The following is a 24911-nucleotide window of genomic DNA, read 5'->3' as shown; positions in this document are numbered from 1 at the left end:
GTTCTCCCATGACGCACAAGGTCGCGTTCAGCTTTGCCGACGGCAAGACCCTGTTCTTCCCGGTCAAGGCCAATGAAATATTGCTCGACGCCGCCCTGCGCAACGGCATCAAGATCCCCCTGGACTGCCGCGAAGGGGTCTGCGGCACCTGCCAGGGCCGTTGCGAGTCGGGCCAGTACAGCCAGGACTATGTGGACGAGGAAGCCCTTTCGCCCCAGGACCTGGAGCAGCGCAAGATGCTCACTTGCCAGACCCGGGTGCAGTCGGATGCGGCGTTCTACTTCGACTTCGACTCCAGCCTGTGCCACAGCGCCGATCCGGTGCAACGCACAGGCTCGGTGATCGACGTGCGCCAGGTGTCGGACAGCACCGCGATCCTGCACCTGGACCTGGGCAGCAGCCAGGCGCCGCTGGACTTTCTCCCCGGCCAGTACGCGCGCCTGCGGATTCCCGGCACCGACAGCAGCCGGGCCTACTCCTTCGCCAACCGGCCGGGGGCGGACAACCAGTTGCAGTTCCTGATCCGCCTGCTGCCCGACGGAGTGATGAGCAACTACATCCGCGAGCGCTGCCTGGTGGGCGACAGCATCGAGCTGGAGGCGCCGCTGGGGGCTTTCTACCTGCGCCAGATCAGCCGGCCGCTGCTGCTGGTGGCCGGCGGCACCGGGCTGTCGGCGCTGTTGGCGATGCTCGAACAGATCGTCGAGCAGGGCTGCCAGCAACCGGTGCAGCTGTACTACGGCGTGCGCCAGAGTGCCGACCTGTGCGAACTGGCGCGGATCCAGGCGCTGGGCGAGCGTTTGCCGGCGTTCCGCTTCACCCCGGTGATCAGCGACGCCGACCCGCAGTGGTCGGGCAAACGCGGCTACATCACCGAGCACCTGGACAGCAGCGAGCTGCGTGACCACGACAGCGACCTGTATGTCTGCGGACCGCCACCGATGGTCGACTCGATCCGGATCTGGCTGCAAGAACAGCAACTTAACCGCGTCCAGCTGTATTACGAGCGGTTTACCGAGAGTAATATCTGATCCCGTCAGCATTCAGCCGCGATCGCTCCCGTTCACCCTGGGATCGGTCCTGATAACAACTAGAAGAGAGCGCAAGTTAGTGGATCAAACCTTGAAGCAAGGGGAACTCAAGCGTGGCTTGAAGAACCGCCATATTCAGCTGATCGCCCTGGGCGGGGCGATCGGCACCGGGCTCTTCCTCGGCTCGGCCGGGGTGCTCAAATCCGCCGGCCCGTCGATGATCCTCGGCTATGCGATTGCCGGGTTCATTGCCTTCCTGATCATGCGCCAGCTGGGCGAAATGATCGTCGAGGAGCCGGTGGCCGGTTCCTTCAGCCACTTCGCCCACAAGTACTGGGGCGGCTATTTCGGCTTTCTCGCCGGCTGGAACTACTGGGTGCTGTATGTCCTGGTGGGCATGGCCGAGCTCACGGCGGTGGGCAAGTACGTGCAGTTCTGGTGGCCGGAAATCCCCACCTGGGTCAGTGCGGCGGTGTTCTTCGTGCTGGTCAACCTGATCAACATGATGAACGTGAAGTTCTTCGGTGAAGCCGAATTCTGGTTCGCCATCATCAAGGTGGTGGCCATCGTCGGCATGATCGTCCTCGGCTGCTACATGCTGTTCAGCGGCAGCGGCGGCAGCCAGGCGTCGGTGAGCAACCTGTGGTCCCACGGCGGCTTCTTCCCCAATGGCGGCACCGGCCTGCTGATGGCCATGGCCTTCATCATGTTTTCCTTCGGCGGCCTGGAGCTGGTGGGCATCACTGCCGCCGAAGCCGCCGAGCCGCGCAAGGTGATTCCCAAGGCGATCAACCAGGTGGTCTACCGGGTGCTGATCTTCTACGTCGGCGCCCTGGCGGTGCTGTTGTCGCTGTACCCGTGGGACGAACTGCTGGTAAGCCTGAATGCCGGCGGCGACGCCTACAGCAGCAGCCCCTTCGTGAAGATCTTCTCGCTGATCGGCAGTGATGCGGCGGCGCAGATCCTCAACTTCGTGGTCCTGACCGCGGCGCTGTCGGTGTACAACAGCGGCGTGTACTGCAACAGCCGCATGCTCTACGGCCTGGCCGAACAGGGCGATGCGCCCAAGGCGCTGATGAAGCTCAACAAGCAAGGCGTGCCGATTCTGGCCCTGGGCATTTCCGCGCTGATCACCCTGCTCTGCGTGCTGGTCAACTACCTGGCCCCCCACGAAGCACTGGAATTGCTGTTCGCCCTGGTGGTGGCCGCATTGATGATCAACTGGGCGCTGATCAGCCTGACCCACCTGCGCTTTCGCAAAGCCATGGCCGAACAAGGCGTGGTGCCTTCGTTCAAGGCCTTCTGGTCGCCGCTGAGCAACTACCTGTGCCTGGCGTTCATGGTGATGATCGTCGGCGTGATGTGGATGATTCCGGGCATTCGCGCCTCGGTGTATGCGATTCCGGTGTGGGTCCTGGTGATCTGGGGCTTCTACCGCCTGAGCCATGCACGCAAGGCCGGGCAGCCAGCCCTGCACTAAGCCCTGCACTAAGCCTCGCGCTTGCCACACCCCGAAGCCCGGCCTGGATCAAGGCCGGGCTTTTTTGTCGGCGGCCGCAAAGCGGTCTGCCAACAATGGCAAATGCGGCCTGAAACAACAGTCCGCCCTCTCCCTAGAATCGACTCCCTCCCGGCACTTGCGCCTGGGAGCCTGTTCCTCGATGGAGAGCGGCTTATGAACAGAACGGCGACACGCCTGCGCTGGACCGATGTTTTCTCGCCCACCGTGGCGGCGCTGATTTCAGTGCTGGTGAACTACGGCGGGACCTTCGTCCTGGTGTTCCAGGCCGCCGAACTGGCGCGGCTGTCACCGGCCCAGACCGCGTCCTGGGTCTGGGCGGTGTCGGTGGGCGTGGGCCTGACCGGCCTGTGGCTGAGCCTGCGCTACAAGGCGCCGATCATCACCGCCTGGTCCACCCCCGGCGCGGCCTTTCTGGCCACGGTGATGCCGTTCACGCCCTACGCCGAGGTGATCGGCGCCTACCTGGTCTCGGCCCTGGGTTTCATGCTGCTGGGCGCATCCGGGGCGTTCGACAAACTGGTGCGGATGATCCCCAAGGGCATTGCCGCCGGCCTGCTGGCGGGCATTCTGCTGCAGTTCGGGATCAACGCCTTTGGCGGCGCCAGCGCCGACCCGCTGCTGGTGATCGTGCTGCTGGTGTCCTACGCCTTGCTGCGGCGTTTCACTTCGCGCTTTGCCGTGGTCGGCATCCTGGTAATCGGCCTGGCACTGCTGCTCGCTCAACAGCGGATCGATTTTTCCGCGCTGCAACTGAGCCTCGCCGTACCGGTCTTCACCGCGCCGCAGTTCTCCCTGCAGGCCTTGCTGGGGGTGGCGCTGCCGCTGTTCGTCATCACCCTCACCGGCCAGTACATGCCCGGGATGCTGGTGCTGCGCAATGACGGCTACAACACCAGCGCCAACCCGCTGCTCGCGGTCACCGGGCTGGGTTCGCTGCTGATGGCGCCGTTCGGTGCCCACGCCTTCAACGTGGCGGCGATTACCGCGGCGATCTGTACCGGCAAGGACGCGCACCCGGACCCGAAAAAACGCTACATCGCCGGCATTGCCTGCGGGGTGTTCTACATCCTCGTGGGCACCTTCGGCGTGACCCTGGCCAGCCTGTTCATGGTGCTGCCCAAGGCCTTTGTCACCACCCTGGCGGGCCTGGCGCTATTGGGTGCCATCGGCGGCAGCCTGGCCAATGCCATGGCCGATGCGGCCACCCGGGAAACGGCGCTGATCACCTTCCTCGCCACTGCGGCCAACGTCACCCTGCTCGGGGTCGGCGGCGCCTTCTGGGGGCTGGTGGCCGGCTTGACCGTGCACCTGCTGATCCATGGCCGGGCCAATCTGTTGACCGCCCGTACCGCCAAACCCTGAAGGCCAGTGCCTGGCTAGGCCTTTCTCAGGGCCTGGGCCAGGCGCGCCATGCTCGCTTCGATTTCATGAGCGCTGAGCGAGGCGTAGCCGAGCAACCAGCCTGCCTGCTTCTGCGCGCCGGCATAGAGCCGGCTGAGCCCCGGCAACTGGATGCCGGCCCTGGCCGCACGTTGCTGGGTCAACGCTTCGCTCCAGCCGGGCTCCAGCAGGCAAGGAATCTGCAACCCGCCCGGCGGCGGCAAGGCCACGGCAATGCCCTGCAAATGCCGCCCGATGGCATCGAGCATGGCTTGCCGACGCCCGGCGTAGAGCTTGCGCATGGCCCGTACATGGGCGTTGTAGTGCCCCTCTTCCATGAACCGCGCCAGAGTCAGTTGGAGGATCTGCGGCGTGTGCCCGTCGATGATGCTGCGGGCAGCGCTGAAGGCGCTCACCAGCTCGCTGGGCAGGGCCATGTACCCCATGCGCAGCCCGGGGTACAGGGTCTTGCTGAAGGTGCCGATGTAAAGGGTGCGCTGATACGGGTCCAGGCCCTGGACACAGGCGGTGGGCAAACCGTCGTAGTGGAACTCGCTGTCGTAGTCGTCCTCGATGATCCATTTCTCCTGCTCGGCGGCCCAGCGGGTCAGTTCCAGCCGGCGCTCCAGGGACAGGGTGGCGCCCGTGGGGTACTGATGGGACGGCGTCACGTAGACACAGCGGGCACCACTGCGGTCGGCCCGCAGCAGGTCGGTACGAATGCCCTGGCTGTCGACATCGATGGGCACGATCCGCGCCTCGGCAGCCTCGAATGCCTTGCGCGCGCCGAAGTAGCCCGGGTTCTCCAGCAGGATCGGCTTGCCCGCGTCCACCAGCAGTTGCGCACACAGAAACAACGCCTGGCGGGTACTGCTCAGCACCAGGATCTGCTCGGGCTGCACCTTGGCTCCGCGCTCCAGGTTCAGGTAGGCGGCAATCGCCTTGCGCAGGGGCAAGGCGCCCTGGGGATCGCCATGCAGCAACACATTGCCACGGTAATCCTTCAACGCCTGGCGTTGCAGGCGCTCCCAGACGTCGAGCGGGAAGCTGCGGGTTTCCGGCAACCCGGTAGCGAACGCGGTGACGGCCTGCTGATCGCTGACGCCGCCCCTTTGCAACAGCTGCGCGCCGCGCCGGCTCAAGCCCGCTCCGGGCTCTCGGCCGTGCCCCGAAGCCCCCTGCAAAGGTTGGCCACGGCGGGCCGAGCCGCGCAACTGGGCGCCGATGGTTTCACAGACATAGCTCCCCGAACCTTCGCGGCGCTGGATAAAACCGTCGCGCTGCAGCTGCACATAGGCGTTTTCCACGGTGTCCCGGGATACCGCGAGCGACTTGGCCAGGGCCCGGCTCGCCGGCAGCTTGACCCCAGGCCCCAGGGCGCCATCGAGGATCAGCCCACGCAATGCACGCTGGATACGCTGGTGCAGGTCCAGGGGGAGAAACTCAGGGTCGCTGAGCCGCATCTTCAGGGTCTCAAGCTCGAAGGTCCGGGACATGTGGTCTGCCTGATCAAGTGAAAATAATGCACAAGGGACGACCACTTTAGCCGCACAACGGCCCCGCGTCAGCTGTTGCAACCTTCGCAACCGGCGAACGAGGAATGTGGCGAGGGCAATCGGCAAACCCTACAAAAACGGCGCGTCCCCAGGTGAGGACGCGCCGTTTCTTGTTGAGTGAACAGGGCGATCAGAGCGAGGAACGGACCCGCCACAGTTCAGGGAACAGCACGGTGTCGAGCATCTTGCGCAAGTAGCCGACGCCTTCGGTGCCGCCGGTGCCGGGCTGGAAGCCGATGATCCGCTCCACGGTGGTCACGTGGCGAAAGCGCCACTGGCGGAAGGAGTCTTCCAGGTCGATGAATTTCTCCGCCAGCTGGTACAGGTCCCAATAGGCCGAAGGGTTGGCGTACACCTCGCGCCAGGCGGCTTCCACCGACGGGTCGTGCTGGGTCGTGGTGGTGCTGTTCAACGCCAGGCGCTCGGGGGCGATACTCAAACCGCTACGGGCCATCAGGGCGATCGCCTCGTCATACATCGACGGGGTGGCAATCGACTCCTCCAGGGATTGCAGCAACTCGGGACGGTGGGCGTGAGGCCGCAGCAGGGCCGCGCTCTTGTTGCCGAGGATGAATTCGATTTCCCGGTACTGGAACGACTGGAAGCCCGAGGACTGGCCCAGGTACGGGCGGATCGACTTGTATTCGGACGGCGTCATGGTCGCCAGCACGGCCCAGGCGTGCACCAGTTGGTCGAAGATCCGCGAGACCCGCGCCAGCATCTTGAACGCCGGGGGCAACTGGCCCTGACGCACCTGTTCGCGAGCGGCCTTGAGCTCGTGCAGCATCAGCTTCATCCACAGCTCCGAGGTCTGGTGCTGGATGATGAAGAGCATCTCGTTGTGGTCCGGCGACAGCGGGTGCTGGGCACTGAGGATGCGCCCCAGGTCCAGGTAGTCGCCATAGCTCATGGAGTCGGAAAAGTTCAGCTCGGCGTTATGCCATTCAGCCGGCGGATTGCTTGAAAAGGGACATTGGCTCATCGCGTGGGCTCCTCGCCTCAGGCAGCGGTTGCCACCCGCAGGCTGCGCAACCCGGACCCGGGAAGCACAACGGCGCGGACGGCCAGCTGTGTATTTATTGTAGGAATCAATCGGCCAGGGCGCGCAGGATCGCCCGCACCGGACTGGCGTCCAGGTGAGCGAAGCGCAGTGGCAGGGCAATCAGTTCGTAGTCGCCTTCGGCAACCTCATCCAGCACCACGCCTTCGAGGATCGCCATGCCGTGGCGGGCCACGGCGTTGTGGGCATCCATGGTCTTGGACTGTTGCGGATCGAGAGACGGCGTGTCGATGCCGATCAGGCGCACGCCGAGGCTGGCCAGCAGCTCGATGGTGGCCGGGGCGACGGCGGTGAAGTCCGGGTCCCACGTGCTCAGCGGCGCCTGTGGATAAGTGCGCAGCAAGACGCGCCGGGGCAGGTTGTCCAGGCGCCCGAGCAAGGCTTCGGGCTGCACCAGGGCGCCGCTGTCCAGGCAATGCAGGACCCGGCACGGCCCCATGTAGACATCCAGCGGCACTTCGCCGATGGGCAGGCCGTCCGGCCGGTAATGCAGGGGCGCATCGACATGGGCGCCGGTGTGGGGCGACAGGGTTACCCGCCCGACATTCACCGGGCACTCGGGGCCGAACTGCCAGACGCGCTCCTCCTGGAACGGCGTGTCCCCCGGCCAGGTCGGGGTTGCGGTACTCAACGGCGGGCTGATATCCCACCAGCGTGGTGTCTTTTCCATTCGTGCGGCTCTCGGTCACTCCGAGCTGAATGATACGAGCGATACCGGTAAAGATTCTTGCGAAATAACTCAGGCAGTCTCAGATATTTCGCAATTACTGCTAACAAAGCCGTATTTGCCGAACGAATCTTGCAACCGCCAAACGCCTCCCCTGCCCTCCCGCCAGCCTCATCACTCAGTGACCGCCACTGCGCTCCTGGATACCCCGAGGTCGAGAACAGACAACCCCGGCCACCCAGAGCGCTATAGGGTGCGGCTTCAGTTCTCTGCCCGCTAGGAGCACAGCATGTCGCAACCCATTACCGTTCTGCGCGATACCCATCCACTGCCGGTGCTCGACGCCTGCAAGTGGGAAAAGCTCGCGGGTGATCCGCACACCGTCAACCTCAACGCCTACACCAGCGAGGATGGCAGCAAGATCATGGGCACCTGGATCTGCACCCCGGGCAAATGGCGGGTGGCCTATGAAAAGTGGGAGTACTGCCATTTCCAGGAAGGCTATTGCGTGATCACCCCGGACGGCCGTGACCCGATCCACCTGCGCGCCGGCGATATCTTCGTGGTGGAGCCGGGGATGAAAGGCACCTGGGAAGTGCTGGAGACCGTGCGCAAGTACTTCGTCTTCGCCTGACCGCACCTGCCCCACGGGAGCCCGCACCCACGCGGCTCCCGTCGCACGGCGACGATTCAATCCGACGCCGGCTGCCAAATGTCTATATAATCACTGCCAATTGGCAAAGACAGGAGCAGCATCCATGGTTGCGCTGACAGGCACCGCCCAGCCCCCCAAGCGGCGAGGCAAGCTGGTATTGAAAGAGCAGTCCTCGGACATCCTTCTGGGTGGCCGGGCACGCTTTGACGACCGCATCTCGATCTATCGACTGACCGAGGAAGGTATTCCGCTGACGGCGATCATCAAGTTCGTCTCCTCGGTGCCCATGCTCAAGGACGAACAGGTCCTGGCCAAGATCATCGGCCTCTCCGAACGGACCCTGCACCGCCGCCTGAAAACCCCTGACGAACCCCTGAACCCGGAGCAGAGCGCCCGCGCCGTACGCTTTGCCCAGGTGCTGAGCAAGGCCGAGGAAATCTTCGGCAGCAGTGAACAGGCCCAGGACTGGATGGCCAAGCCGGTGATGGGCCTCGACGGCCACAAACCGGTGGACCTGCTGACCAACCCCATCGGCTTCGAACTGGTGGACGAGTTCCTCACCCGCCTGGAATACGGGGTCTATCAGTGATCAGTCTTCCGGGCAGCAGCGAGATTCATTTCTGGCGACTGGACGCCGCCCGGCACGCCGACAGCTGGGACAGCGGCATCGGTGCCGAGCTGTGCGGCGGTCGCTGGAACTCCAAAGGGGTCAAAGCGGTGTATGGCAGCGCCGACCCGGCCACGGCGATTCTCGAAGTGGCGGTGCACAAGGGCTTTGCCGCCCTGGACAGCGTGCCCCATGTGCTGACCGGCGCCCTGATCCAGGACCCGTCGGCCATCTACCGGATCGATGAACACAGCATTCCCAATCCCAACTGGCTGGTGCCGGGCATTCCCAGCGCCGGCCAGCAGAAGTTCGCCGACCAGTTGCTGGCCGACCATCCGTTCGTGCTGGTGCCCTCATCGGTGTCGCGCCACAGCTGGAACATTCTGATCAATCCGTTGCTGGCCAAAGGGCTGTACCAGGTGGTGGTCCAGGAACGCTTCGGCCTCGACACGCGCCTCAATCCTCCCCCTCGCCCCGCAGCCGGCCGCCCGAACTGAGGCGGCAAAAAAAGCGGGAACCTGCCCGACGCAGGTTCCCGCAAATGCCCCGGCTGAAGGGGCTGCGTTCAATGAGACAGGGCTACCTGAAGGCGACGCCTTACTGCGGCTTGCGGTAGCTGTTGACGATGGCCGAGAAGTCCTTGCCACCTTCCCCGCGCAGGCTCATGGCCTGGTACAGCTGCTGGGCCACGGCGCCGAGCACCACCGGCTGATGCGCCTGGCGAGCGGCCTCGGTGGCCAGCCCCAGGTCCTTGAGCATCAACTCGGCACCAAAGCCGCCGGTGTAACCGCGGGATGCCGGAGCGGTTTCAATCACTCCCGGCCACGGGTTGTAGGTATCGGAACTCCAGCAACGGCCGGTGGAGCTGTTGATGATCCCCGCCAGCACCTGGGTGTCGATGCCCAGGGCATCGCCCAGGGCCATGGCTTCGCTGACGCCGATCATCGAGATGCCCAGCAGCAGGTTGTTGCAGATCTTGGCGATCTGCCCGGTGCCCACTTCGCCGCAATGCACGATGTTGCGCCCCATCTGCGCCAGCACCGGTTGCAGGGTGGCGAACAGCTCGGCGCTGGCGCCGACCATGAAGGTCAGGGTGCCGGCCTGGGCGCCACCGGTGCCGCCGGACACTGGCGCATCGGCCATGGCCACGCCTTGCCTGGCGGCAGCGGCGGCCACTTCGCGGGCGGTCTGCGGGTCGATGGTGCTGCAGTCTACTGCCGGCACGCCACTGGCGATCCCCGCCAGCACCCCGTCTTCACCCAGCCACACACTGCGCACATGGGCCGCGGCGGGGAGCATGGTGATCACCAGTTCGGCGCCTTCGGCGGCGGCCTTGGGCGAGGCACTGATACGCCCGCCCAGTTGCGCCAGCTCCGCCAGCACGCTCTGGTTGAGGTCGAACAGGTTCAGCTGATGGCCGGCCTTGATCAGGTTGCGGGCCATGGGCGCGCCCATGTTGCCCAGGCCGATAAATGCAATGTTCATGTCAGGCTCCTCAACGCAGGCTGATGGTGGTGTTCACACCGTCGTTGACGCTGTCGTCGTCGAACCAGCGGCTGGTGACGGTCTTGGTCTGAGTGTAGAACTGCACCACTTGCTTGCCGTACGGGCCCAGGTCGCCGAGCTTGGAGCCGCGGGAACCGGTGAAGCTGAAGAAGGGTACCGGCACCGGAATCGGGATGTTGATGCCGACCTGGCCGACGTCGATTTCGCTCTGGAACTTGCGCGCCGCCGCACCGCTCTGGGTGAACAGGCCGGTGCCGTTGCCGAAGGGGTTGGCGTTGACCAGGGCAATGGCCTGATCCAGCGTGTCGACCTCCAGCACCACCAGCACCGGGCCGAAGATTTCCTGGGTGTAGATCTGCATGGAGGGGGTCACCCCGGAGAACAGGGTCGGGCCGATGAAGTTGCCCTGCTCGTACCCCGGGACCTTGATGCCGCGGCCATCGAGCTCCAGCTTGGCGCCTTCTTTCACGCCGCTTTCGATCAGCTCCAGAATCCGCGCCTTGGCGCGCTTGGACACGACCGGGCCCACATCGGTGCCCGGCTCGCTGCCGGCGTTGACCTTGAGCTTCTGCGCCAGCGCCTTGAGGTCCGGCAGCCATTGTTTCGAGGCGCCCACCAGCACCACCACCGAGGTGGCCATGCAACGCTGACCGGCCGCGCCGAAGCCGGCGCCCACCAGGGCATTGAGGGTCTGTTCGCGGTTGGCGTCGGGCAGGACCACGGCGTGGTTCTTCGCGCCCATCATCGATTGCACGCGCTTGCCGTGCTTGCCCGCCAGGTCATAGACGTGAGTGCCGACCGCGGTCGAACCGACGAAGGACACCGCCTTGATGTCCTTGTGGGTGCACAGCGCATCCACCACGTCCTTGCCGCCGTGCACCACGTTGAGCACGCCGGCCGGTACCCCGGCTTCCACCGCCAACTCCACCAGCAGCATGGTGGACAGCGGGTCCTGCTCGGAAGGCTTGAGCACGAAGGTGTTGCCGCAGGCGATGGCCATCGGGAACATCCACAGCGGAATCATCGCCGGGAAGTTGAAGGGGGTGATCCCGGCGCACACGCCGATCGGCTGGCGCAGGGTGTAGGTGTCGACACCGCCGGCAACGTTCTCGGCGAATTCGCCCATCTGTAGGGTGCCGATGGAGCAGGCGTGTTCCACCACTTCCAGGCCGCGGAAGATGTCGCCCTCGGCGTCGGCGATGGTCTTGCCCTGCTCGGCGCTGAGGACCACGGCGATGCGCTTGGAATGCTCGCGGATCAAGGCCTGGAGCTTGAGCATGATGCGCATCCGCGCGCCGATCGGGGTCAGTTTCCAGGTCTGGAAGGCGCGCTGGGCCGCGGCGATCGCGGCGTCGACTTCAGCGGCGGTGGCAAAGGGCACCTTGGCCAGCACTTCCTGGGTCGCCGGGTTGACGATGTCGTGCCATTCCTGGCTCTGGGACTGGACCCATTCACCGTCGATCAGCAATTTGACCTGTTGCAGGGTGGTGCCGTCGGGCTTGAGGGATGCGTTCATGGGGTCTCCTGACTTCTTGAGTTCTTATGCAGGGAACCAAGGCGGGCAAGCGCCTTGAAAGAGGGGCTGTCGCGAGTTGGTGTCGGACGGTTTTTGGAGTATAGATGTGCAAATTACTAATAAGAACGCACATAAAATCCGGTCCATCATGCAAAAAAACATCACCTCGCTAAGCACCCTGAACTGGGACGACCTGAAGTTTTTCCTCGAAGTGGCGCGCACCCGCAAGGCCAGCAGCGCGGCCAAGCGCCTGGCGGTGGACTACACCACGGTGTCGCGGCGCATCGGTTCGCTGGAAACCGCCCTGGGCACCCTGCTGTTCGAAAAGTCCCGCACCAACGGCTTCGTCCTCACCGCCGAGGGCCAGCGCCTGCTGGGTTATGCCGAGTCCATCGAAAGCACCCTGCACATGGCCTGCGAGCAGGTCTCGGGCTCCGGGGTGGCGTTGTCCGGGCATGTGCGCATGGGCTGCACCGAAGGCTTCGGCAGCTTCTTCGTCACCCCGCAGTTGAGCCATTTCCTCGATGCCTACCCGGCGATCTCGGTGGATATCCTGCCGCTGCCGCACTTCATCAGCCTGTCCAAGCGTGAGGCGGACATCGTCATTGCCCTGGAGCGCCCGGAGCACGGCCCCTACGTGTGCTGCAAGCTATGCGACTACCGCCTGCAGCTGTACGCCACCCAGGAATACCTCGACCGCCACCCACCGATCCGCCGCCCGAGCGACCTGGGGGAGCATCAATTCATCAGCTACGTGGACGACCTGGCGTTCAGCTCCGAGCTGCTGTACCTGGCCAATGTGGTGCCCGGGGCCAGCGCCAACCTGCGCAGCACCAGCGTCATTGCCCAATACGTGGCGGCGCAGCAGGGCCGCTCGCTGGCGATCCTGCCGTGCTTCCTGGCGGCCCAGGACCCGCGGCTGCTGCCAGTGCTGCCCAAGGAGATCAACCTGACCCGGCAATTCTGGATGTACTGCCGTGAAGACCTGCGCAAATTGAAGCGCATCACCCTGTTGTGGGATTACATCCGCGAGGTAACCGAGCAGAATCGCCCGCTGCTCATGGGGGACAGTCGCAGCATGCTGTTCGCCGCCCCCTGACGCTTTACCTGCTCATGGATCGATCTGGATACCCGAAGATGAAAAAGCTCAGCCGGCGCGGCTCGCTCACCCTTGGCGCAGTGGTTCTCGGCGCCTCGCTGTGGCCCGCTTCGCAATGGTGGGAAAAGGGCCTGGCGACGGCCCGCGGCGCCCCCCGCATCAGCCCCAACGGGTGCTACAGGGTTCAGGTATTCAGGCCGTTCTGGGTCCTGCCCGGCAGATTCCACACCCAGTACCACCCGGACCCGGAACAGGCTCCCAACGAGAACCCGCACTGGGAGCTGCCGGCGTTTTTCCGTTTGTATGACCAACGCAATGGCCAATGGCTTGGCGACAGCCAGATCTATGACCTGGCCGTCGACGGGGGCCCCTTGCAGTGGGGCATGAAAGGAGACCCGCGGGTGTCCGCGGCCATGATCGACATCGGCCCCAACGTGCCGGATTGCATCGGCGACCAGCCGGCCAAAGGGCGCTAGCGGCTGCCGGGGGGTAGCCGCCAGCCGGGCAATGCCGATCAGTCGGCGATCACCACGATCGACACCCGGCGGTTCTCGGTGCGCCCGGCCACGGTGCTGTTGGAGGCCACCGGCTCGCTGCTGCCCAGGCCACGCAGCTGGATATTCTCTTCACGCATGCCAACCTGGGTCAGCACCTTGACCACGCTCTTGGCCCGGCGCACGGACAACTGCACGTTGTAGGCTTCCTTACCCGAAGCATCGGTGTGGCCGTCGACCCGGACCTTCTGGATATCGACGCTGAGCAGGGCCTTGCCGATGCGCTGGACGATCTCGGTGCTGGCCTGGTTCAAGCTTTCCACATCGCTGCCAAACAGCACCTTGCCCGACAGGCCGAAGGCCCAGCCGTCATCCGTCAGTTCGAAGCCCTCCTGTTTCAGTACCGCGATCTGTTTCGGGGTCAGACCTTTGGGCGGCACGCTCTGGCAGCCGGCCAGGGCCAGCAGGGCCATGAACACCAGGGTGCTGAACAGTCGAACCGAACGTTGCGTCATTGAGAACAAGGGAATTAGCTCCTGTTTTGAACCTGAACGATTGGGGGCTCCGCCCCCACTGTGTGTTGCCCGCCTCGCGAACCGCGCTTGGCCTGGTACATGGCCTCATCGGCAGCGTTCAACAGGCTGCCGGGGGTGACGCCATGATCCGGATACACGGCAATGCCGATGCTCAGCGACGTCATGATCGACAGGCTGCCGGGCAGCTGGATCGGCACTTCCATGCTGCTGATGATCTTGTCGGCGATACGCTGGGCATCTTCGACTCGGTGCAGAGGGCTGAGCAGCACGGCGAACTCGTCGCCCCCCAGGCGGGCCACCAGGTCGCCTTCGCGCAACTGCGCACGAATCCGCGTGGCCACTGCCACCAGCACGGCATCGCCGGCGGCGTGGCCGAAGTTGTCGTTGATCTCCTTGAACCGGTCGCTGTCGAGAAACAGCACCGCCATGCGCTCGTTGAGCTTGTTGGCGCTGCGCAGGGCGCGGATCAGCCGCCCTTCGAAGAACGCCCGGTTGGGCAAGCCGGTCAGGCTGTCATGGCTGGCCTGGTGGGCCAGGGTTTCATTTTCGCTCTGCAGGTGGGTCTGCCAGGCTTCCAGCTCATCGAGCAGGGCATTGAAGTCGTTGCCCAGGTTGTCCAGCTCGGCGATCTGCGCCGGCGGCACTCGCTGGTCGAAGGCCCGTTCGCGCCGGGCCGCGTGAGCCACGTCCGCCAGGCTGCGCAATGGCCCGGTGATGCCGCGCAGTTGCCGCCGCGCCAGGTACAGCGCCACCCAGGCGCTGAGGGCGATGCACAGCACGATGCCCACCAGGCCACTGAGGAGAAACCGCAGCAGGCTGCCGCCATGACCGGTGACATTGACACTGCCGACTTCCCGGCCCTGGTGCAGGATCGGCAGGCTGATGGGCTTTTCCAGGAAGGCGCTGGCGACGTGCATTTCCAGGTTGGTCAAGAAGCCACTGTCCGGGCGCCGCCAACTGGCCAGCAATTGGCCCTGAAGGTCATACACCTTGGCGTCGGCCACCTCTTCGGTGGAAGCGATCAAGGCCAGGGCTTCGGTGGCCACCACAGTGTCGTTGAACACCACCGCGGCTTCCACGGTGTAGCTGATGGAGCGGGCGATCAGGTGCAGGTTGTGATCGGCATACACGCGCAAGGCCAGCACCCCGAGAAAGGTCAGGGACAGGCTGGCCATGGAAATCGCCAGCAGGGCAACGATCAGGTGACCGCGACCGATGACCGACCGCAGCGTGGGACGGGCGTTGGGCTTGAACAGTTTCATGGGGCCGCCGGGCGACGACGCGAGAGTTGCAGCACGCTGGGGTGAATCTTCACCCCGCTGCGGGCCACGGAATCCAGGTTGACCTCGAACGACACCTGGCTGTCGCTGACCCGCAGGCAGAACAGGCTGCCCACGGTGCACTGGTCACCGCCCTCGCTGATGCTCAGCACCGGCTGGCCGGTCAGCGAGCTGAACAGCCGGGTGCGTTCATCGTTACCCAGTTTGCCGACGTAGACGGAATCGCACTCGCTGGCCAGGGCCGGGTTGCTGGCCAGCAGGCGCCGCACCACCACCGGTCGCCCCGTGGCCTGCGTCGTGCCCTTGAGCAAGTCATCGGTGTATTCGGTGGGGCCGACCACACACAGGCGCAGTTGCGCAGGTTCCACGGGCCAGCGAGCGTAGCTGAGAATGCCCAGCACCACTTGAGTCACCGCCTTGGCCCGTTGCTCGGCCAGGCTGGCAGTCGCCGCGGGCTCCGACTGCGCGGTGGCCAACAAGCTGAACAGGCAGAGAATGGTCGACAGCACACACTGTCTCCACCCCAAAATGCGTTCTGTCCTCAAGACAGCCACGTCCATGCAGGGATTCTCGTTGATTTTCACGGAAATGATGCCGCAACGATAGCACAGCCCGGGAAAACTCAGCGAGACCAGCGCCCTGTCACGACGCCTGAGAAAAGCCGGAAACATGGGTGTCAGTCCAACTCCAGCATCAGCCCACTGAGGCGCTTGACCTTGCGCCGCACCGCTTCCTCGAAGACTCCGGCGCGGGGCTCGATCAGGCTGAACCAATCCTTGGCCCGGGTGATGCCGGTGTAGATCAGCTCCTTGGTCAGCACCGGGTTCAAGGCGTCGGGCAGGATCAATGCCGTATGGGCGAACTCCGAGCCCTGGGACTTGTGCACGGTCATGGCGTAGACGGTTTCCACATCATTGAGCCGGCTGGGCAGCACCAGGCGTACTCCGCCCTGGCCGTCGTTGCGCGGAAAGGCCACGCGCAGCACCTGCCGCCCCGCCTCCGGGCCTTCCTGCTCCGGCAGTTTCAGGGCGATGCCGATATCGCCATTCATCAGCCCCAGGCCGTAATCGTTACGGGTCATCAGCACCGGGCGGCCTTCGTACCATTGCTGGTCACTGTCGATCAGCCGGGCCTTGAACAGCGCCTGGGTGATCCGCAGGTTCAGGCCTTCGACGCCCCAGGGCCCCTTGCGCACCGCGCACAGCAGCTGGAAGCGGTCGAACGCCTGCAGAACATCGCGCGCCCAGTCGGTCCAGCGCCGATCCTCCAGCACGGTGCCCAGCGGCGGACGCTGGGTGCGCAGCACATTCAAGTAGTGCCGGTAACCTTGCGGCCCCTCGCCGTGGCCCTCCAGCAGCAAGCGCTCCAGAGCCCGGTCCTGCTCGCCCTTGAGGCTCAGGCCATACAGGTCGGCGTGGCTGCGGGCCGCCAGCAGGCGCCGGGCCTCGTCGGCCTGCTGCTGGTTGACCCAGCGCGCCAGCTGGCCAATGCCGCTGCCTTCGCCGAAGCGCCGGGAATGGCGCAGCATCACCACCTGCTGCGCCAGCGGATGCTGGTGAGCGCTGTCTTGCTGCAGACCACTGGCCCCCAGGTCCTCGCCACTGACCGCCTCCAGCCAGGCCCGGGTCTGCGGGTTGTACCAGCCGGCTTCGGCATCCCGGCACAGGTCGCCCAGCACCGCGCCGGCTTCCACCGAGGCCAACTGGTCCTTGTCCCCCAGCAGCACCAGGCGCGCATGGATGGGCAGCGCGTCCAGCAGGTTGGCCATCATTTCCAGGTCGATCATCGAGGCTTCGTCCACCACCAGGACATCCAAGGGCAGGCGATTGCCGGCGTGGTGGCGAAAATGCCGGGTGCCCGGGCGATTGCCCAGCAAGCGGTGCACGGTGGTCACCTCGCTGGGGATCATTTCCCGCACGTCGTCCGGCACCGCCAGGGAGCGCACTTGCAGGCTGATGGACTCGGTCAGGCGCGCCGCGGCCTTGCCGGTGGGCGCCGCCAGACGAATGCGCAGCGGCTTGCGGGCCTCCACCGCCGGGCCCTGGAGCAAGGCCAAAAGACGCACCACGGTGGTGGTCTTGCCGGTGCCGGGGCCGCCCGTGATGATGCTGAAGGCGCCGCGAGTGGCCAGGGCACAGGCGAGTTTCTGCCAGTCGATGCGGCCGCTGGCCCGGGCCACACCGAACAGCCCGTCGAGGCGCTGGGACAGGTTTTCCGGGGTGGCCTCGGTGACCGCCAGGCGTTGACGCAGGGCATTGTCGATGCGCCGCTCATAGGCCCAGTAGCGGCGCAGGTACAGGCGTTTGCCGGACAGCACCAGCGGCCGTTGCCGGGATACATCACCGTGATCGGCCGCCAGGGCCACCAGGCGGCTACCGGCCAGGACCTTGCACCAATGAGCCCCTTCCAGCCCCGCCAGCACCTGGGACGGCAGCACCGGGGCGCCGCTTTGTGCGTCGCCTTCGGGGGGCAACGAGAGGGCGAAGTCCGGCTCCTTGAGGGTTTCGAACAGGTCCAGGCAGACATGCCCGTGCCCCAGTTGATGGCTGGTCAGGGCCGCGGCCATCAGCACCAGCGGGTCGCAGCCCGGGTCCAGCTCATGCAGGAAGCCGACAAAGGCCCGATCCAGGGAGCGCAGCCAGCCGCGCTCGACCCAGCGTTCGAGCAACAGCAGCAGGTCGTCGGCGCGGTTCAGGGGCGCCAGGTCGAAGGCCGGTTGCACGGCCTCGTCCTGGGCAGCAAACAGGTCTTGGGTCATAACAGCACTCCCTGCTCCCAGGCGGGCTCGGGCTTGGGCGGTTCGGGCTTATGCGGCTCAGGCTGGCCCTGGAACATTCGGTCCAGGCGCTCGATCAACTGCCGTGGCGGCCGGGCGAAGTAGGCGCCCAGGCTGGCAGCACGGGTGCCCCGCAGGAACAGGTACAGGGCGCCACCAACATGGCGGTCGTAGTCGTAATCGGCCAGCCGTGCCTTGAGCTGACGATGCAGGGCCAGCAGGTACAGCACGTATTGCAGGTCGTAGCGGTTGTCGAGAATCGATTGTTCCATGGCCTGCTCGGTGTAGGCCGCGTCGTCCGCGCCCAGCCAGTTGGATTTGTAGTCGGCCACGTAATAGCGGCCCTGATGTTCGAAGGTCAGGTCGATAAAGCCCTTGAACATGCCGTTGAGCAATACCGCTTCGGCGGTGACCCGGGGCGCGCCCTGGTGAGTCTGCTGGCGTACCAGTTCATCAAGCTTGAGCACCTCGACCTTGTGGCTGGCAAACCAGAACTCCATCTCGACCCGATACTGGGTCAGTTGCCCGAGCACCACCGGCGCCTGCCCCTCGCCCAGGGGCAGCGGCGCTTGCAGCAGGTGCTGCAGCCAGTCGCTCAGGGTCGGGATCCAGCCCTGCCAGCCACGGCGGTTGCAGCGCCGGGCAATGGCGTCCTCGATCGCCTCGGGCGTGGCGCTAAAGCCTTCTTCCCCGGCCCATTCCAACAGGCCGTGCAGGAAGGTCCCAGGGTTCGGACCACGCGGAAAACGATGAATATCGCCGCCGCTGGCGAGGGTTTCGCGAGGCGCCTCGGGGTCCAGCCGCTCGTCGTCGAAGAGTTTCTGCGCTTGCGGGTTTTCCGGCGCCTCGGTACTGCCGGCGCCCAGCGTGTCGCTGATGCGCAGGGCGCTGTAGGAGGCAATCCACCAGTTCTCCGCGGCGCGGCGCGCAGGCGTCAGCGGCGCCAGCAAGCTGGCCTCGTTGCGTGGGGGTTGATACCGCTGGTCATCGGCGGCGGGCAACTCGGCCACGCCAATCGCCGCGCAACCTTGCTGCAAGTCCAGCAGCCAGCGCAGCAAGCCGCTGGATTCAGCCAGCACATTGCCGCCCCCCAGCAGGTACCCCAGCGCCGACAGATGCAGCACTGAACGGCTGTGATTGCCACGTTTAAGATCGGCAACTCCCAGCCAGCAGGCGTGCTGGGCCCGGGTCAGGGCTACGTAGAGCAGCCGCAGGTCTTCCGCCAAGCGCTCTTCATCGGCCAGGGCAATCAGTTCCGGAGTCGGCCGCAGGCTGACCTGAGGCTTGCCGGCGGCATCGTGGTAATGCAGGGGCAAACGGCTGCCGTCCACCGGCTTGGTGGAACAGATGAAGGGCAGGAACACCAAGGGGTATTCCAGGCCTTTGGACTTGTGGATGGTCACCACCTTGACCAGCTGTTCATCGCTTTCCAGGCGCAGGATCTGTTCTTCTCCCGCCTGCCCGGACAAGGCCAGATGCTCGGCCAGGTGGCGGATCAGGGCCTGCTCGCCATCCAGTTCGGCGGCGCTTTGCTGCAGCAGCTCCGACAGGTGCAAGAGGTTGGTCAGCACCCGTTCGCCATCGCTGCGAGCCATCAGCGCCTGGGGCAGCTGGAAATCATGCAGCAGGCGCCGCAGCATCGGCAGCACGCCCTGGCTGCGCCAGATCGCCCGGTAACCGCGGAACTGCATGACCCGCGCTTCCCAGGCCAATTCGTCCTGGTTGAGCCGTTCCAGCTCCCACAGCGGCAGGTTCAGGGTCAGGGACGCCAGGGCGGCGCGCAGCGGCCGTTCCACATCGGGCTCGGCGCAGGCCTTGAGCCAGACCAGCAGGTCCCGGGCTTCCTGGGCGGCAAACACCGAGTCCTTGTCCGAGAGGTACACGCTACGCACCCCACGGGCGGCCAACTCGCCACGCACGGCCTGGGCCTCCTTGCCATCGCGCACCAGGATCGCGATGTCCGCCGGCAGCAAGCCCTGGAGGGCCTGCGCTTCACGAACAAAGCCGCTGCGCCCCTGCTGGCCACCATTGAGCAACTCGACAATCGCACTGGCACAGGCCGCGGCCTGATGCTGACGGTACTGCGCCCCGGACAACGGCTGCTCCAAAGGCAATTGCCAGAAGTTCAGCGCCGGCACTGGCTGGCCATCGACCTGCAGCTGCTCCTTGCGACCCTGGGCGGCCACGGCCAGAAACGGCACCGGGTTCTCGCCGTCGGCCTCGCGAAACAGAAAGGCGCCCTGCCCCTGCGGCCGCTGTTCGGCTTGCAGGAACACATGGTTGACCGCGCTGACCATGGCCTGGCTGGAGCGGAAGTTGGTACCCAGGGTGTGCAGGCGCCCACGGGTGGCCTGGCGCGCCCGCAGGTAGGTGTAGATGTCGGCGCCACGGAAGGCGTAGATCGCCTGCTTGGGGTCGCCGATCAGGAACAGACCGGTGTCGGGGTCATTGGCCTCGATGCGGTAGATGCTTTCGAAGATCCGGTACTGCACCGGGTCGGTGTCCTGGAATTCATCGATCAGGGCCACCGGGAACTGCTCGCGAATCAAGGTCGCCAGGCGTTCGCCGCCGTCGCTCTGCAGGGCGCCGTCGAGACGCAGCAGCATGTCGTCGAAACCCATTTCGGCGCGGCGCCGTTTCTCTTCTTCGAAGCGCTCACCCACCCAGTGCGCAGCGTGCAGTAGCACGGCCGCGTCGGGGCTGGGCAAGGCATCGAGGCTGGCCTTGAGCTCGGCCATCGCGTCGAGCCCGGGGTGATCGGGGGCTGCGCCCTTCCAGGCCTCGCTCATGCCTTCAGGGGTCAGGCGGGTGAAACCAGTGCCAATGTCCAGTTGCTCGACGGACTCGTCCTCCGCCCAGGCGGTGATCTTTTCGAACCAGGGCTCGAAGAAGCGCGCCTGCATCTTGCGCCCGTCGACGCTTTTGCTGGCCACGCCTTGCAGGCAGATCTCCCGCAGCTCCACTGCCCATTGGCGCCAGGGCGCCTTGATCTGGACCAGGGCCGCACGCCGCTCCTGCAGGCAGGCTTCGATCAACTCACCGGGCGTCTGCTCGGAGGTGTCCCGGCGCTCGCTACCGAACATCGCGCGCACCCGGGGCATGAGTTCCGCCGGGCCCACCCAGTTGCTGCGCACCCAGTTCAGCGCGTCGCCCTGCAGCGGGTAGCAGAACAGCCGCCAGTAATCACGCAGGACCTGGCCCAGCAAGTCGCTGTGATCGGTTTCCAGGGTCTGGGTGAACAGGCTGCCGCTGTCGAAGGCGTGCTCGCGCAACATACGCTGGCACCAACTGTGGATGGTCGAAACCGCTGCTTCGTCCATCCATTGCGCGGCGATGTCGAGGCGGTTGGCACAGGCGGCCCACTGCTCGGCGGGGTATTGCTCGCGCAGCTCGACAATCAGCCCATCGGGGGCGCTGGTTTCATCGCGAAAGAAGCGTGCGGCTTCCGCCAGCCGGGTACGAATGCGCTCGCGCAGCTCCTTGGTGGCAGCATCGGTAAAGGTCACGACCAGGATCTGTGGCGGCAGCAATTCACGCCCGAAGCCGGCAGCATCGCCGCCATGGCCCAGTACCAGGCGCAGGTAGAGCGCGGAGATGGTGAAGGTCTTGCCGGTACCGGCGCTGGCCTCGATCAGTTGGCTGCCACGCAGGGGAAAAGCCAGGGCCAGGGGAGCTTGTCGAGTCATGCGCCGGCCTCCTCGCCGAGGGCCGAACGCCAGGGGGCGCTCAACAGGGGTCGATAGAGTGTCTCGGCCCAACCGCTGAAGGTTTCATCAGCGATCAGGGCGTTGTAATCGGCGAACTGGCGGGCCAGGGCCGGGCTTTGCCGGCGCTCGCCCTCGCTGTTCTGGCCGTCGCCGTCGTAGGCCTTGCGGGCGGCGGCCGAGGCTTTGTCCGGATCGCTCTGGCCGAGCCAGGCAAAGGCGGTCTTGATCGCCACCGGCAGGGGCTGGCGCATGCCGGCCTGCCAGGCCTGCAGCAGGTTGCCGAGAATCTGCCGGGCCACGTCCTGTTCCAGCGGCGGCAGCAACAGGCTGTCATCGCTGGCCACCAGTGCGGTGGTCAGGGAGTAACCACTGGCACAGGCCAGCAGGTGATTGACCCACGGTTTGATCAGCCGGTGCCATTTACGGGTCTTGGTCGAGCCGATGCCATTGGGAATCGCGCTCACGGCCAACAACCCGCCATCCGCCCGCTGGTGCAGGCCACTCAACCAACCTTCCAGGCGCACGCCCTGCAGCTCCAGGCTGACCGGCAGCGCACTGGTGACCGGGGTCGGCCACAGGTCGAGCAATTGCCGGTAACGCTGCAGCAGACCGGGCAGGGGCTCCATCAATTCGCGTTGCAGGCACTCACCAAAACCGGCCATGGGCAACAGGCCGCTGGCTTGCAGCCGCTGAGCCTGAGCCTGCAAGGCTTGCTCCGGCTGCCCGGCATCGCTCAACGCCGCTTCCAGCAGGCTGTCGCTGAGGCTGTAGCGTTGCAGGGCATCGAGCACGAACGGCTCTTCGTCGGCCAGCGGAGCTTCCATGGCTTCGAAGAACACCTTGAGCCGCTGGCTGAAGAAGTGCCGCACCGGGTTGCGCAGGAAATCCTGCAACTGGGCCAGGCTCAGGGGCTCGTCCTGGACATAGGGTTCCAGGCGCTCGACTTCGCCCTGTTCGTCTCGGACCTGGTGCAGCACCTGCCATTCACGGGCATAGCTGAACAGCCCATCGCTGTCATGGAAGTAGCGGGCACTGAAGGGTTGCAGCGGGTGCTCCTGGGTCAGGGCGTCCAGCAACGCATCTTGTTCATCGGGCAGCCGCCAGCCGCTGGCCAGGTGATCGCGCAGTTGGCCGATCAGCACCGAGGCAGGGCGTTCGCTGTTGTCGCGAATGCTGCGGCCAACCCAGCTGACGTACAGTTGGTCGCGAGCCGACAGCAGTGCTTCGAGCAGCAGGTAACGGTCGTCCTCACGCCGCGAACGGTCGCCGGGGCGGTAGTCGCTGCCCATCAGGTCGAAATCCAGGGGCGGCTGCGCCCTTGGGTAATCGCCGTCGTTCATGCCCAGCAGGCACACCAGTTTGAAGGGGATGGCGCGCATCGGCATCAAGGTGCAGAAGTTCACCGCTCCGGCGAGGAAACGTTGGGACAGGCGGCCCTGATCGAGCCCGGCCAGCCAGGCTTCACGAACCACGGTCAACGGCAGCGGGTCTTGCAGGCCCACCGACTCGCAGGTTTCCAGCCAGGTTTCGCGCAGGTCGTCGAGCTGCCCCAGCAGGTAGTCGTCGTGCTCGGTACTGGCGAGGAAAAACTGTTCCAGCACGTCATGCAGGCGCTCTCCCCACTCCGCTGGAGGCGCAGGCTGAGTGAGCTGTTGGTAGGCGACCTGCAGGGCATCGAGCAGGGCGACCAACGGGCCGATCAGGGCCGCATCCAAGCCACCGATTTCATCATAGGGTTCGATCCCGTCACAGGCGTCGGAGCGGCCGACGGCGTACCCCAGGAGCATGCGCCGCAGGCCGAAACGCCAGCTGTTCTGCTCCAGCTCCGGAGGCAGCCCCAGTTCGGCACGCTGTTCGGCATTCATTCCCCAGCGGATACCGGCGCCTTCAATCCAGCGATGCAGGGTCGGCAGGTCGGCTTCGTCGACGCCGAAACGCGCACGCAAGGCGGGAACATCCAGCAGGTCGAGGATTTCACTGACTGGAAAGCGGCTGTCCGGAAGTTTCAACAGGTGTTCAACGGCGATCAGCAGCGGATCGCGACCCCGCTGGCCCTGGTCGGTGAGGGTGAAGGGAATGAAGCGCCGGTCATCACGCTCCAACTGGCCGAACACCGCACGAATATGCGGGGCGTAGCTGTCGATATCCGGGACCATGACGATCACATCCCGGGGCCGCAGATCAGGCTCGGCACTGAAACGCGCGAGGAGCTGGTCGTGGAGGATCTCCACTTCTCGCTGGGCGCTATGGGCAATGTGAAAACGGATCGACAGGTCGTGCTGGATATCGACTGGCGGCCACAGTTCGCGGGTTTCATTCAGTGGGCGCAGTTCGAGAATATCGTCCTGCAATTGCTGGAGCATGCTGGCCGGCGGGCTCTCGCTGAACAGGTCGATCCGGCCATCACGAAAGGCGCTGCGATAGCTGTTGGGGTCATCGTAACTGTCCAGCAGGTTGATGTAGTCACGGCCCTGCTTGCCCCACGCGGCCAGCAGTGGATGGGCGTGCTGGTGCAGGGTTTGCGGGTCCAGGGCCAGGGGCATTCCGGCCTTGCGGGCCTGGCGCTTGTACTGGTGGCGCAGCAGGTCCTTGTCGGCAACGATATCGGCCCAGTGATGGCGACAAGGGTTGTGCACACAAAGCAGCACCTGGCTGAAGCGGGCCAATCCGGCCAGTGCTTCCAGTGCCTGGGCTGGCAACGAGGAAATACCAAAAACAATCACTCGGGAAGGCAGGCCGCTGGGCGCGACCGTCAAGTGGTTGATCCGCTCGATAAAGCGCTGGTGAACGCCGGCGCGACTCTGGGCCATGCCTTCGGTGCCGACATCCAGCAACAGCGCGCGCCACAGTTCGGCCTGCCAGCAGTTGGCTGGAGTCAGCGCCTTGGTTTCACCGCGGCCATTGCGCAGTTGGTGGCGGCCGGCGGCCCAGTCTTCCAGCCAGTCGGCCCGATATACCTGGTATTGGTCGAACAAGTCGGCCAGGCGCTCCGCCAGCTGATAGCGCTTGCGCAGATCGCTGTCGTGGGTCAGGAAACGTTGCAGGGGTTCGAAATGCGGCTCATCGATCAATTCCGGCAGCAGGCGCATCAGACGCCAGGTCAGCGGGGCTTTATCCAGCAGGGATTTGGGCGGGATCTCGTCTCGTCCCAATACCAGGCGATACAACTGCCACATGAAGCTGCCTGGCAATTGCACGTCGATGGCTGCGGCGATTCCGCAGCCTCCGCTGTCATCCACTTCGGGGTCTTCGGCCAGGGCCAGCTTCAGCCATTGAGCGATGCCGTTGCTCTGTACCAGGGCAATTTCATTTTCCAGAGGCGCCAGGGGGTAACGCCGCATCCAGCTGACCACCAGGCTGCGCAACTCGTCCAGGCGGTTACCGTGAACCACCATGAAACCAGGGTTGAGGGACGAGGCGTCCGGCATAAAGGCTTCCTTGGAGAATGCAAAAAGCTAGGGCGGAACCTTAGCACTGTCACAGAGCGGTGGCAGCCTGGCTGAGCAGACTGCAGCAGAG

19 protein-coding genes are annotated in these 24911 nt (G+C 65.2%); 8 read left to right on the top strand and 11 right to left on the bottom strand.

All coding sequences use genetic code 11. From position 1 onward, the window contains the following. The first annotated feature begins 8 nt into the window (after positions 1-8). The 3 genes from antC to LXM55_RS30430 all read left to right on the top strand — a co-directional run bounded on the left by antC (position 9) and on the right by LXM55_RS30430 (position 3915). Positions 9-1031: an anthranilate 1,2-dioxygenase electron transfer component AntC gene (antC, locus tag LXM55_RS30440; protein ID WP_233323815.1), complete on the top strand. Its 1023-nt coding sequence runs from the start codon at positions 9-11 to the stop codon at positions 1029-1031. Positions 1032-1110: 79 nt separating this feature from the next. Continuing rightward, positions 1111-2511: an amino acid permease gene (locus LXM55_RS30435; RefSeq protein WP_233323814.1), complete on the top strand. Its 1401-nt coding sequence runs from the start codon at positions 1111-1113 to the stop codon at positions 2509-2511. 195 nt (positions 2512-2706) lie between these two features. After that, positions 2707-3915, top strand: coding sequence for a benzoate/H(+) symporter BenE family transporter (locus tag LXM55_RS30430; RefSeq protein WP_233323813.1), 1209 nt, complete (start codon positions 2707-2709; stop codon positions 3913-3915). Positions 3916-3929: 14 nt separating this feature from the next. Here the strand turns inward: LXM55_RS30430 and pdxR are convergent, their stop codons facing one another. The 3 genes from pdxR to kynB all read right to left on the bottom strand — a co-directional run bounded on the left by pdxR (position 3930) and on the right by kynB (position 7219). After that, entirely contained in the window at positions 3930-5429 is a 1500-nt protein-coding gene (gene pdxR / locus LXM55_RS30425) for a MocR-like pyridoxine biosynthesis transcription factor PdxR (RefSeq protein ID WP_233323812.1), read from the bottom strand. Between the two features lie 190 nt (positions 5430-5619). After that, positions 5620-6471: a tryptophan 2,3-dioxygenase gene (gene kynA / locus LXM55_RS30420; RefSeq protein ID WP_233323811.1), complete on the bottom strand. Its 852-nt coding sequence runs from the start codon at positions 6469-6471 to the stop codon at positions 5620-5622. Positions 6472-6577: 106 nt separating this feature from the next. Then, positions 6578-7219: an arylformamidase gene (kynB, locus tag LXM55_RS30415; RefSeq protein ID WP_233323810.1), complete on the bottom strand. Its 642-nt coding sequence runs from the start codon at positions 7217-7219 to the stop codon at positions 6578-6580. Positions 7220-7505: 286 nt separating this feature from the next. Here kynB and LXM55_RS30410 point away from each other — a divergent pair, with 286 nt between their 5' ends. From LXM55_RS30410 to LXM55_RS30400, 3 genes are all read left to right on the top strand, one after another. Beyond that, the gene (locus LXM55_RS30410; protein ID WP_233323809.1) at positions 7506-7850 is read left to right on the top strand and encodes a cupin domain-containing protein; all 345 of its coding nucleotides are present in this window, start codon (positions 7506-7508) and stop codon (positions 7848-7850) included. Between the two features lie 124 nt (positions 7851-7974). Beyond that, positions 7975-8460, top strand: coding sequence for a type II RES/Xre toxin-antitoxin system antitoxin (gene parS / locus LXM55_RS30405; RefSeq protein WP_233323808.1), 486 nt, complete (start codon positions 7975-7977; stop codon positions 8458-8460). Beyond that, complete coding sequence (locus LXM55_RS30400) at positions 8457-8975, top strand: RES family NAD+ phosphorylase (RefSeq protein ID WP_233323807.1); 519 nt, start codon at positions 8457-8459, stop codon at positions 8973-8975. The genes parS and LXM55_RS30400 overlap by 4 nt, the downstream gene beginning before the upstream one ends. Before the next feature lie 100 nt (positions 8976-9075). Here LXM55_RS30400 and mmsB read toward each other — a convergent pair whose 3' ends face one another. After that, the gene (mmsB, locus tag LXM55_RS30395) at positions 9076-9963 is read right to left on the bottom strand and encodes a 3-hydroxyisobutyrate dehydrogenase (protein WP_060837406.1); all 888 of its coding nucleotides are present in this window, start codon (positions 9961-9963) and stop codon (positions 9076-9078) included. Positions 9964-9973: 10 nt separating this feature from the next. Continuing rightward, the gene (locus LXM55_RS30390) at positions 9974-11500 is read right to left on the bottom strand and encodes a CoA-acylating methylmalonate-semialdehyde dehydrogenase (RefSeq protein WP_233323806.1); all 1527 of its coding nucleotides are present in this window, start codon (positions 11498-11500) and stop codon (positions 9974-9976) included. Positions 11501-11648: 148 nt separating this feature from the next. Between LXM55_RS30390 and LXM55_RS30385 the strand changes: the two genes are divergently transcribed. Further along, positions 11649-12599 (top strand): LysR family transcriptional regulator, encoded by a 951-nt coding sequence (locus LXM55_RS30385; protein WP_016965434.1) that lies wholly within the window; start codon positions 11649-11651, stop codon positions 12597-12599. Positions 12600-12637: 38 nt separating this feature from the next. Next, complete coding sequence (locus tag LXM55_RS30380) at positions 12638-13075, top strand: hypothetical protein (RefSeq protein WP_233323805.1); 438 nt, start codon at positions 12638-12640, stop codon at positions 13073-13075. 38 nt (positions 13076-13113) lie between these two features. Here LXM55_RS30380 and LXM55_RS30375 read toward each other — a convergent pair whose 3' ends face one another. The 6 genes from LXM55_RS30375 to recC form a co-directional block, all read right to left on the bottom strand. After that, positions 13114-13608, bottom strand: a complete 495-nt coding sequence (locus LXM55_RS30375; RefSeq protein ID WP_233323849.1) for an OmpA family protein — start codon at positions 13606-13608, stop codon at positions 13114-13116. Between the two features lie 14 nt (positions 13609-13622). Beyond that, complete coding sequence (locus LXM55_RS30370; RefSeq protein ID WP_233323804.1) at positions 13623-14891, bottom strand: diguanylate cyclase domain-containing protein; 1269 nt, start codon at positions 14889-14891, stop codon at positions 13623-13625. Further along, the gene (locus tag LXM55_RS30365; RefSeq protein WP_233323803.1) at positions 14888-15469 is read right to left on the bottom strand and encodes a YfiR family protein; all 582 of its coding nucleotides are present in this window, start codon (positions 15467-15469) and stop codon (positions 14888-14890) included. The genes LXM55_RS30370 and LXM55_RS30365 overlap by 4 nt, the downstream gene beginning before the upstream one ends. Positions 15470-15585: 116 nt before the next feature. Continuing rightward, entirely contained in the window at positions 15586-17667 is a 2082-nt protein-coding gene (gene recD, locus LXM55_RS30360) for an exodeoxyribonuclease V subunit alpha (RefSeq protein ID WP_233323802.1), read from the bottom strand. Beyond that, positions 17664-21371 carry an exodeoxyribonuclease V subunit beta gene (recB, locus tag LXM55_RS30355; protein WP_233323801.1) on the bottom strand — a complete coding sequence of 1236 codons (3708 nt, stop codon included), beginning with the start codon at positions 21369-21371 and terminating at the stop codon, positions 17664-17666. The genes recD and recB overlap by 4 nt, the downstream gene beginning before the upstream one ends. After that, positions 21368-24820 carry an exodeoxyribonuclease V subunit gamma gene (gene recC, locus LXM55_RS30350; protein ID WP_233323800.1) on the bottom strand — a complete coding sequence of 1151 codons (3453 nt, stop codon included), beginning with the start codon at positions 24818-24820 and terminating at the stop codon, positions 21368-21370. The genes recB and recC overlap by 4 nt, the downstream gene beginning before the upstream one ends. Positions 24821-24911: the final 91 nt, after the last annotated feature.

The organism is Pseudomonas sp. Au-Pse12 (assembly GCF_021341665.1).
Lineage (GTDB): Bacteria > Pseudomonadota > Gammaproteobacteria > Pseudomonadales > Pseudomonadaceae > Aquipseudomonas.
The sequence above is the reverse complement of the archived record's forward strand: the minus strand, read 5'-3'. Positions and strand labels throughout refer to the sequence as shown.

Excerpts from the sequence above, each read along its gene's own strand:
- antC (WP_233323815.1), top strand. The coding sequence starts at position 9 with ATGACGCACAAGGTCGCGTTCAGCTTTGCCGACGGCAAGACCCTGTTC.
- LXM55_RS30430 (WP_233323813.1), top strand. The coding sequence starts at position 2,707 with ATGAACAGAACGGCGACACGCCTGCGCTGGACCGATGTTTTCTCGCCC.
- pdxR (WP_233323812.1), bottom strand. The coding sequence starts at position 5,429 with ATGTCCCGGACCTTCGAGCTTGAGACCCTGAAGATGCGGCTCAGCGAC.
- kynA (WP_233323811.1), bottom strand. The coding sequence starts at position 6,471 with ATGAGCCAATGTCCCTTTTCAAGCAATCCGCCGGCTGAATGGCATAAC.
- kynB (WP_233323810.1), bottom strand. The coding sequence starts at position 7,219 with ATGGAAAAGACACCACGCTGGTGGGATATCAGCCCGCCGTTGAGTACC.
- LXM55_RS30410 (WP_233323809.1), top strand. The coding sequence starts at position 7,506 with ATGTCGCAACCCATTACCGTTCTGCGCGATACCCATCCACTGCCGGTG.
- parS (WP_233323808.1), top strand. The coding sequence starts at position 7,975 with ATGGTTGCGCTGACAGGCACCGCCCAGCCCCCCAAGCGGCGAGGCAAG.
- mmsB (WP_060837406.1), bottom strand. The coding sequence starts at position 9,963 with ATGAACATTGCATTTATCGGCCTGGGCAACATGGGCGCGCCCATGGCC.
- LXM55_RS30390 (WP_233323806.1), bottom strand. The coding sequence starts at position 11,500 with ATGAACGCATCCCTCAAGCCCGACGGCACCACCCTGCAACAGGTCAAA.
- LXM55_RS30385 (WP_016965434.1), top strand. The coding sequence starts at position 11,649 with ATGCAAAAAAACATCACCTCGCTAAGCACCCTGAACTGGGACGACCTG.
- LXM55_RS30380 (WP_233323805.1), top strand. The coding sequence starts at position 12,638 with ATGAAAAAGCTCAGCCGGCGCGGCTCGCTCACCCTTGGCGCAGTGGTT.
- LXM55_RS30375 (WP_233323849.1), bottom strand. The coding sequence starts at position 13,608 with ATGACGCAACGTTCGGTTCGACTGTTCAGCACCCTGGTGTTCATGGCC.
- LXM55_RS30370 (WP_233323804.1), bottom strand. The coding sequence starts at position 14,891 with ATGAAACTGTTCAAGCCCAACGCCCGTCCCACGCTGCGGTCGGTCATC.
- LXM55_RS30365 (WP_233323803.1), bottom strand. The coding sequence starts at position 15,469 with ATGGACGTGGCTGTCTTGAGGACAGAACGCATTTTGGGGTGGAGACAG.
- recD (WP_233323802.1), bottom strand. The coding sequence starts at position 17,667 with ATGACCCAAGACCTGTTTGCTGCCCAGGACGAGGCCGTGCAACCGGCC.
- recB (WP_233323801.1), bottom strand. The coding sequence starts at position 21,371 with ATGACTCGACAAGCTCCCCTGGCCCTGGCTTTTCCCCTGCGTGGCAGC.
- recC (WP_233323800.1), bottom strand. The coding sequence starts at position 24,820 with ATGCCGGACGCCTCGTCCCTCAACCCTGGTTTCATGGTGGTTCACGGT.